Origin of the sequence: Frankia sp. BMG5.23 (assembly GCF_000685765.2) — a bacterium.
Taxonomy (GTDB): Bacteria; Actinomycetota; Actinomycetes; order Frankiales; family Frankiaceae; genus Frankia; species Frankia casuarinae.
This window is the reverse complement of the sequence record NZ_JDWE01000102.1, coordinates 1-6495: the sequence shown is the minus strand read 5'-3', so window position 1 is coordinate 6495 and position 6495 is coordinate 1. Positions and strand designations below refer to the sequence as shown.

General features: G+C 65.0%; 5 protein-coding genes. 4 read left to right on the top strand and 1 reads right to left on the bottom strand.

Features of this window, described 5'->3' with window-relative positions; translation table 11 throughout:
* Both BMG523DRAFT_RS21405 and BMG523DRAFT_RS21400 read left to right on the top strand, forming a co-directional pair.
* On the top strand, positions 1-1143 hold a 1143-nt coding region (locus tag BMG523DRAFT_RS21405), incomplete at its 5' end, for a recombinase family protein (protein ID WP_043592188.1).
* A 930-nt stretch (positions 1144-2073) separates the two neighbouring features.
* Positions 2074-3795: a proline--tRNA ligase gene (locus BMG523DRAFT_RS21400; protein ID WP_043592187.1), complete on the top strand. Its 1722-nt coding sequence runs from the start codon at positions 2074-2076 to the stop codon at positions 3793-3795.
* Positions 3796-3802: 7 nt separating this feature from the next.
* On the opposite strand, the gene BMG523DRAFT_RS21395 is transcribed toward BMG523DRAFT_RS21400, so the two are convergent.
* Positions 3803-4465, bottom strand: coding sequence for a PIG-L deacetylase family protein (locus tag BMG523DRAFT_RS21395; protein ID WP_043592185.1), 663 nt, complete (start codon positions 4463-4465; stop codon positions 3803-3805).
* Positions 4466-4625: 160 nt separating this feature from the next.
* On the opposite strand from BMG523DRAFT_RS21395, the gene BMG523DRAFT_RS21390 reads away from it, so the two are divergent.
* Positions 4626-5081, top strand: coding sequence for a hypothetical protein (locus BMG523DRAFT_RS21390; protein WP_152987890.1), 456 nt, complete (start codon positions 4626-4628; stop codon positions 5079-5081).
* Between the two features lie 50 nt (positions 5082-5131).
* A complete protein-coding gene (locus BMG523DRAFT_RS21385; RefSeq protein WP_083494919.1) occupies positions 5132-6178 on the top strand; it encodes a glycosyltransferase family 4 protein in 1047 nt (348 codons plus the stop codon).
* Positions 6179-6495 lie beyond the last annotated feature (317 nt).

Here is a 6495-nt window from a genome sequence, read left to right as displayed (position 1 = left end):
GCCCGCAACGTCCGGCTGATTCCGGTCCGGGGCACCACCATGGACTTCACCTCCGCNGACGGCCGGATGATGGCGGACATCATCTTTTCGATCGATGCGGGCGAGGCCGAACGCACGGCGGAGCGTGTCTCGCGGGCCGCCCAGCAGCGGGCAGAGCAGGGCCGCCACCACGGCGGACGCCGCGCCTACGGCTACGGGCCGATCGTCGCCACCGACCACACCGGCAAGCCCGTACGGGACTTCCACGCGGTCATCCCCGAGGAGACGGCGGTCATCCGCCGTATCGCCGCCGACGTGCTGGAGGGCGTGCCGTTGGGCGCCATCGCGCGGCAGCTTCAGGCGGACGGTGTGGCGACCGTGACGGGCCGTCCGTGGGACCCGACCACACTCAAGGAGATGATGGTCAACCCGCGTCTGATCGGGATGCGCGGCTACCAGACCCGCAGCACGCGGCGCAGCACGGGCGCCATCGCGGTCATGGGCCCGGCGGCGTGGCCCGCTGTGCTGGACGTCGACACGTGGGAGCAGATCCGGGCGATCCTGACCGACGCACGGCGGCGGACCAACACCGATGCGCAGAAGGTGCGGCGCCTGCTGGCGGGGTTCGTCTACTGCGCGTCCTGCGGGCACAAACTGACCGGGAACGGCACGAACGGCACCCGCCTCTACTGCCAGCGGCGTGACGGCCGCTGTCCGGCCAAGGTCCGCATCGGGGAGGACGTCCTCGTCGGGCTGGTCTCCGCTGCCGTGCGGGGGCGTCTGGACGAACTGGTTCTCCAGCCCGCCGCGACGGAGGACCCTGGGGCCGCCGAGCTGGCGACGTTGGAGGCCCGCAAGAGCGCGCTGGCGGACCGGTGGGCGTCCGGGAAGATGGACGACGACGCCTACGACGACGCCCACAAGGCCATCGTCCGCCAGATCCGCGAGGCCGAGGCCCGCAGGCACACCAGCGCGCGACGGCGCGCCACGCTGCCCGTGAACGGCGCCGCGGGCTGGGACGGACTCGGCGAGGACATCGCCGCCAAGCGGGTCATCCTCACCCAACTGATCGACGGCGTGATCGTCGGCGGGGACGGAACCGTCGAGGGCGACAAGGCACAGCGCGTACGGATCGTGTGGCGAGACCTCAACGACCCCCGGTAGCCCCCCACCACCGACGAAGGCCCCCGGCATCCGCCGGGGGCCTTCGCCATACCTGCCCGCCATGGCGGCTGAGAGCCACGCTGGCACGCCGAACCGCCCTTCCGGTCCCCTCTTCCCCGTCCTGCCGCGTCCGTGGACTCGTTGGCGGGCCGAGCATGCGGGGCCGACAGGCCAGCGGGAAGTGCCACCGTCACGGGGGCGCCGTTGCCCGCGCCGTGACGGCGGCACGCTGTGCACGATCTCGGCAGCTCGGACGGGGCGCGCGGACCCGTGCGAGCAAACGCCCCCTATGAGCCAGGATGCGATGGCACAGCGGGATCGTGCAAAGCCAGCGACACAGCACATCGGCGACACCAGGGCGCTGGCCTGCGACGCTGTGACACGCGCGGCCGATGCCAGCGATCAATGGTCCACATTGACTAGTCCACCATGGCTATCTTCCGCTGGGCGTCTGACCTGCACAGCGATCTTGGGTGGCAACCGCGGTTGTCGGACCGCTCGCCGGCAACGACCGTTGTCACGCCGCTTCGATGGATCGCGCGGAGCAACGATGCCCACGAGTAGTCCGGCCGCCGACAGCCGAGCCAGGCCGCCCGCTCGCGGCCGATGGTCGGGTGACCTGTGGTACCCCAGCGCCTCTCTCCGCGCCGCCGTCCTGGGAGGCGATGAACGGTCGCCAGGCCGGCGAGGGCTCCTGCCGCCGCTGCTGTCGGAGGCGGTAAGTTGGTCGCAAAGCTGCCAGCGTGGCTCCGCGAGGCTTCGCTGAACGTACGGCATCAGGTTGAAAGGGGATCTCCCGGTGGGCTCCGTCGAGGCCGCACGTCGACCGATCTAGCCGAGCCGCCCGTCAAGGGCTGGCTCGGCGTCGTTCGGTGCGTGACGGCCTGTCGCCGTCGGTCGGCTACTTTCCAGTGACGGAGGTCTGTCCCCGTGGATCATCTTTCTCGTGTCTTCGCGCGAACACTTCGCGACGATCCCGCCGAGGCTGAGACGGTCAATCACAAGCTGCTGGTTCGTGGTGGGTATGTCCGGAAGGTGGCTTCCGGGATCTATACCTATCTCCCTCTCGGGCTTCGCGTTCTCCGTAAAGTCGAGGAGATCGTTCGGCAGGAAATGGCGACGGCCGGTTGCCAGGAGTTTCTGATGCCGGCGTTGATGCCTCGGGAGTTGTGGGAGCGGACCGGCAGGTGGGCCAACTACGGCGACCTGATGTTCAGGGTGGTGGACCGCAAAGGGGCGGAGTTCTGCCTTGGTCCCACTCACGAGGAGCTGGTGACCAGCCTCATCGCGAACGAGATCAGCAGCTACCGGGAACTGCCGCTGAGCGTCTACCAGATTCAGACCAAGTACCGGGACGAGTTTCGGCCGAGGTCTGGCCTCATTCGTGCGCGTGACTTCGTCATGAAGGACGCCTACAGCTTCCACACCGGTCTGGACTCGCTCCGAGAGACATACGGCGTGATGTACGACGCCTACGAGCGTGTGTTCACCCGCTGTGGGCTTCGCTTTCGAGCGGTGGAGGCTCAGGCTGGCGAGATCGGGGGAGACGTGAACCACGAGTTCATGGCCCCGAGCGAGATCGGTGAGGATCTGTTCGTCTATGCCCCGGACGGCAGTTATGCCGCGAACATGGAGGCCGCGTCGAGTCAGCGGCCCGTCGAGGTGGAGCCTGGGACACAGCCGCTCCAGCGGGTCCACACTCCCGGGGTTCCGGGAGTCGAGGAACTCGCCGCGCATCTGGACATACCGGCAGCCCGGATTCTCAAATGCGTCCTGTACAAGATCCCGCGCTCTGGTGACGAACGGGCTCAGATCGTAGCTGCCCTCTGTCCGGGCGACCGGGAGATCAACGAGTACAAGCTCACGACGGTTCTCGGGGCGGCGCCCACGCTCCTTGATGAGAACGACTTTGCGGCCAGCCCCGGCCTGGTCCGCGGGTACGTCGGGCCGCAGGGGCTCTCGCCCCATGTAAGCCGGATCGTCGCGGATCATCACGTGGCGGCCGGACGGGACTGGTGTACCGGTGCGAACGAGATTGACTATCACGTCACTGGGTGCAACCGGGGACGTGACTTCGAGCCGGACGAGTACGCAGACGTGACCAATGTCAGACCGGGTGACCCGTCTCCGGATGGCACGGGTCCGCTCGCGGTCGAAAGATCGGTCGAGGTCGGGCACATCTTCCAGCTCGGCACCAAGTATTCCGTGCCGCTGGGCGCGACGTTCCTTGACGACAACGGCAGAGACGCGCCTATGGTGATGGGGTGCTACGGCATCGGCATCAGCCGGATTCTCTCCGTCGTGATCGAGCAGCACCACGACGAGAATGGCGTCGTGTGGCCGGCGGCGCTCGCCCCCTATGACGTAGAAGTGATTCCGCTGGGCCGGAAGATCGATTGGGATGTGGTCAGATCGGTCGCCGGGCCTCTGGAGGCGGAAGGGCTTGACATCCTCGTGGATGACCGGCTCGGAAGTTCCGCCGGAGTGAAGTTCGCGGATGCCGATCTGATTGGGTGTCCGGTACAGGTTGTCATAGGGCGCCGTGCAGCAGAAGGGATCGTCGAAGTCCGCGCTCGGGACCGCTCGGTCGTGACCGAGGTCGACATCACGGATCTACCCAAGACGGTGGAGCGTCTCCGCCGCAGTCTGTGACTTCGTTCTACCGTGCCTGTTCGTGGAACATTTCGGTCGTGAACCATTCGGGGTGAAGACGTAGAAACTTGACTACGCTCCGCGCCTGGGTCTCGTAGCTGCCCAGCGCGCGGAGCTTGTCAGGGATTACATCCGAGATGTCATGGCACCGATTCGGTGGTACCCGCAGTCGATTGACCTCCGTGGGCGGCAGGTAGCCAGGGCGGGGATCTTGCCGGTACTCGGTCGGGTCGGCAAAGGTGAGTAGCCGTGCCGGCTCCCATTGGCTTCGCCGAACCGCGTCCAGGGTGGCATGGTGGCTGGCCACGTGGTCGGGGTGTCCGTTCATCCCGTTGGCCGGAAACGTGATGATCTCGTGAGGCTTTCGATCGTTAACGAGGTCGCAGAGTTCTTCGGCGACGCGGGCGAGATTCTCCCCAAGGGTGCCGTCCGGGTAGGTCAGTAAGAATGCGTCCGTGACGCCGAGTACCGACATGGCTGTCTCGAACTCGCGTCGGCGGTGGGTGGCGAGTTCGGAAGCGCTGCACACGCCGAGCGTCCGGCCCGCTTCGCCATGGGTGAGCGTGACTACGGTCACATGATGGCCCCGGCGGGTGGTCTGTCGGATGGTGCCACCTGCGTAGAGCGTCTCGTCGTCCGGGTGCGGCACAACCACGAGCAGGTCGGTCATGGAGAAAATCGTCTCACGGGCTCCGCATCGCTGGTAGCCTTGGCCGTCCCTTCATCTCGCTCAACAGGCGCGGGGGTTGGAATTGGCCTACATGAGGGCGTTGGACTTTCTTGACGGCCGTCGTCACATTGTTCGTGCGAACCTCTGCCGCGGCTGTTTCATGAACGAGAATGAGGGCGACTTGCCGTCGATTCTGCGGCCGGTCTACGACGATGGGGAACTGACCGTCCGCCAAGACGCGGAATGGCCGGTTCCCGGATTCATGGTGGTGGGCGTTCGGCCGCATCTCGCCACGATCGCCGATCTTCCGCTTGAGTTGGCGTTGAGGACCATGACCGTGATGAGGGCTGTCCGTACGATCATGCGCGACGATCTCAAGCTTGCCGCGGTTCAGACCTACCAGGAAGACAAGTTCGTCCGGCCGCACTTCCATGTTTGGATGCTGCCTCTGTGGCCTGAAGTGCTCCGGCAGCACGGCATAAATCCGCGGATCTATGAGTCGAACATCGCGGAGTACATCCGATTGTTTTCCTTTCCGGTCATGGAAGCCGAGATCACCCGCTGCGCAACGGTTATCCGCGAAGGCTTGAGAGAGGGGCTCGCGGCGTTCGACTGACGTTTTCGCTATCCCCTGCCGCGGAATTGGCACTCCAGTCGGGAGTTGTTATGAGGATTGCACAGGTCGCGCCTCTGTGGGAGCCTGTTCCGCCCGCCAGATATGGTGCGGTCGAATCTCTCGTCGCAAGCCTTTCACAGGAACTCACGCGGAGAGGTCATGACGTCACGGTATTCGCTTCCGGTGACTCAACGCCGGCCGGTAGGCTCGTAGCGGTCCACCCGCGCTCGCTTAATGCCGACTCCGTCGTCGTCGAGCCCGAGGCTATTCGCCTTGCACAGATGGTCGAAGTGCTGAGCCGAGCGGACGAGTTCGACATCATCCACTCCCATCTCCACTCGAACTCCGGCTTGTTGGGAGCGGTGGCCTTACGTGAAATACGCAGTAAGACGCTGCACACGGTGCACTGCTACGTCAATGCCGACAACCGCCGACTGCTATCGAGTGTGATCGATAACAAATATGTCGCGATCAGCGACTACCAGCGTCTTTCCGACCCCTCCGTCGGCTGGTATTCTCGGGTACGCCACGGACTGGACATCGATGAATTCCCCTTCCGTGGGCAGCCGGAATCCCCTCCGTATGTTGCCTTCCTGGGGCGCCTCCGCCCTGAAAAGCGACCTCACTTTGCCATCGAAGCTGCGTTGAGCGCGGGTATTCAGATCAGAATAGCTGGCAGAATCAAGCCTGCCGACCGAGAGTTCTTCGCCAGGGAGATTTCCCCACGGATCGACGGCGAGAAGGTGCAGTATCTCGGTGAACTCGGGTTTTCGGACAAGGTGCGTCTCCTGGGCGGCGCGCGGGCGACGGTCATCACAAGCATCCTTCCCGAGCCGTTCGGACTGGTTGCCATCGAATCGATGGCCTGCGGCACGCCGATCGTAGGCACCCAGTCCGGCGCGGCCCCCGAGGTAGTCCGGAACGGCGAAGGCGGCCTGATAGCCGGATGCGACGATTCCTTTCCTGGCCTGCTATCGGAGGTGACGGAGGTGGACAGGGAAGGGTGCAGGAGGCTCGCCGCGGAACTCTACTCACTGGGCCGCATGACCAACGAGTACGAAAAACTCTATCGGGCCGTTTTGACCGCTTCGCGGTAAAGGACATCCCTGGTTGGCTTGACCTTGAGAAGGACGAATGCGTCGCAGCATCATCTTGACGGCCGGAAACGGGTGTTTCGTCGCCTGCCCCGGTTGTTACAACCACTTCGCTCGGGTAAGTATTCGGCGATGGCGTGGAGGGGCTGGTTCCGCCGTGTGGCGGTGTCGTGGCTGTGGCGGGAGTCGGGCGGAGTGTCCGCGGGNTGCTGGTGGGGGGTTGTGGGCTCTTCGTGATACGTCGGGTGTAGTTCCTGATACCGAGGACGCTGGTGATGTGTCCTGGGTGGTGTGTCTGTTCTGTCTGTCACCGATGATGT

Excerpts from the sequence above, each read along its gene's own strand:
- BMG523DRAFT_RS21385 (WP_083494919.1), top strand. The coding sequence starts at position 5,132 with ATGAGGATTGCACAGGTCGCGCCTCTGTGGGAGCCTGTTCCGCCCGCC.
- BMG523DRAFT_RS21390 (WP_152987890.1), top strand. The coding sequence starts at position 4,626 with ATGAACGAGAATGAGGGCGACTTGCCGTCGATTCTGCGGCCGGTCTAC.
- BMG523DRAFT_RS21395 (WP_043592185.1), bottom strand. The coding sequence starts at position 4,465 with ATGACCGACCTGCTCGTGGTTGTGCCGCACCCGGACGACGAGACGCTC.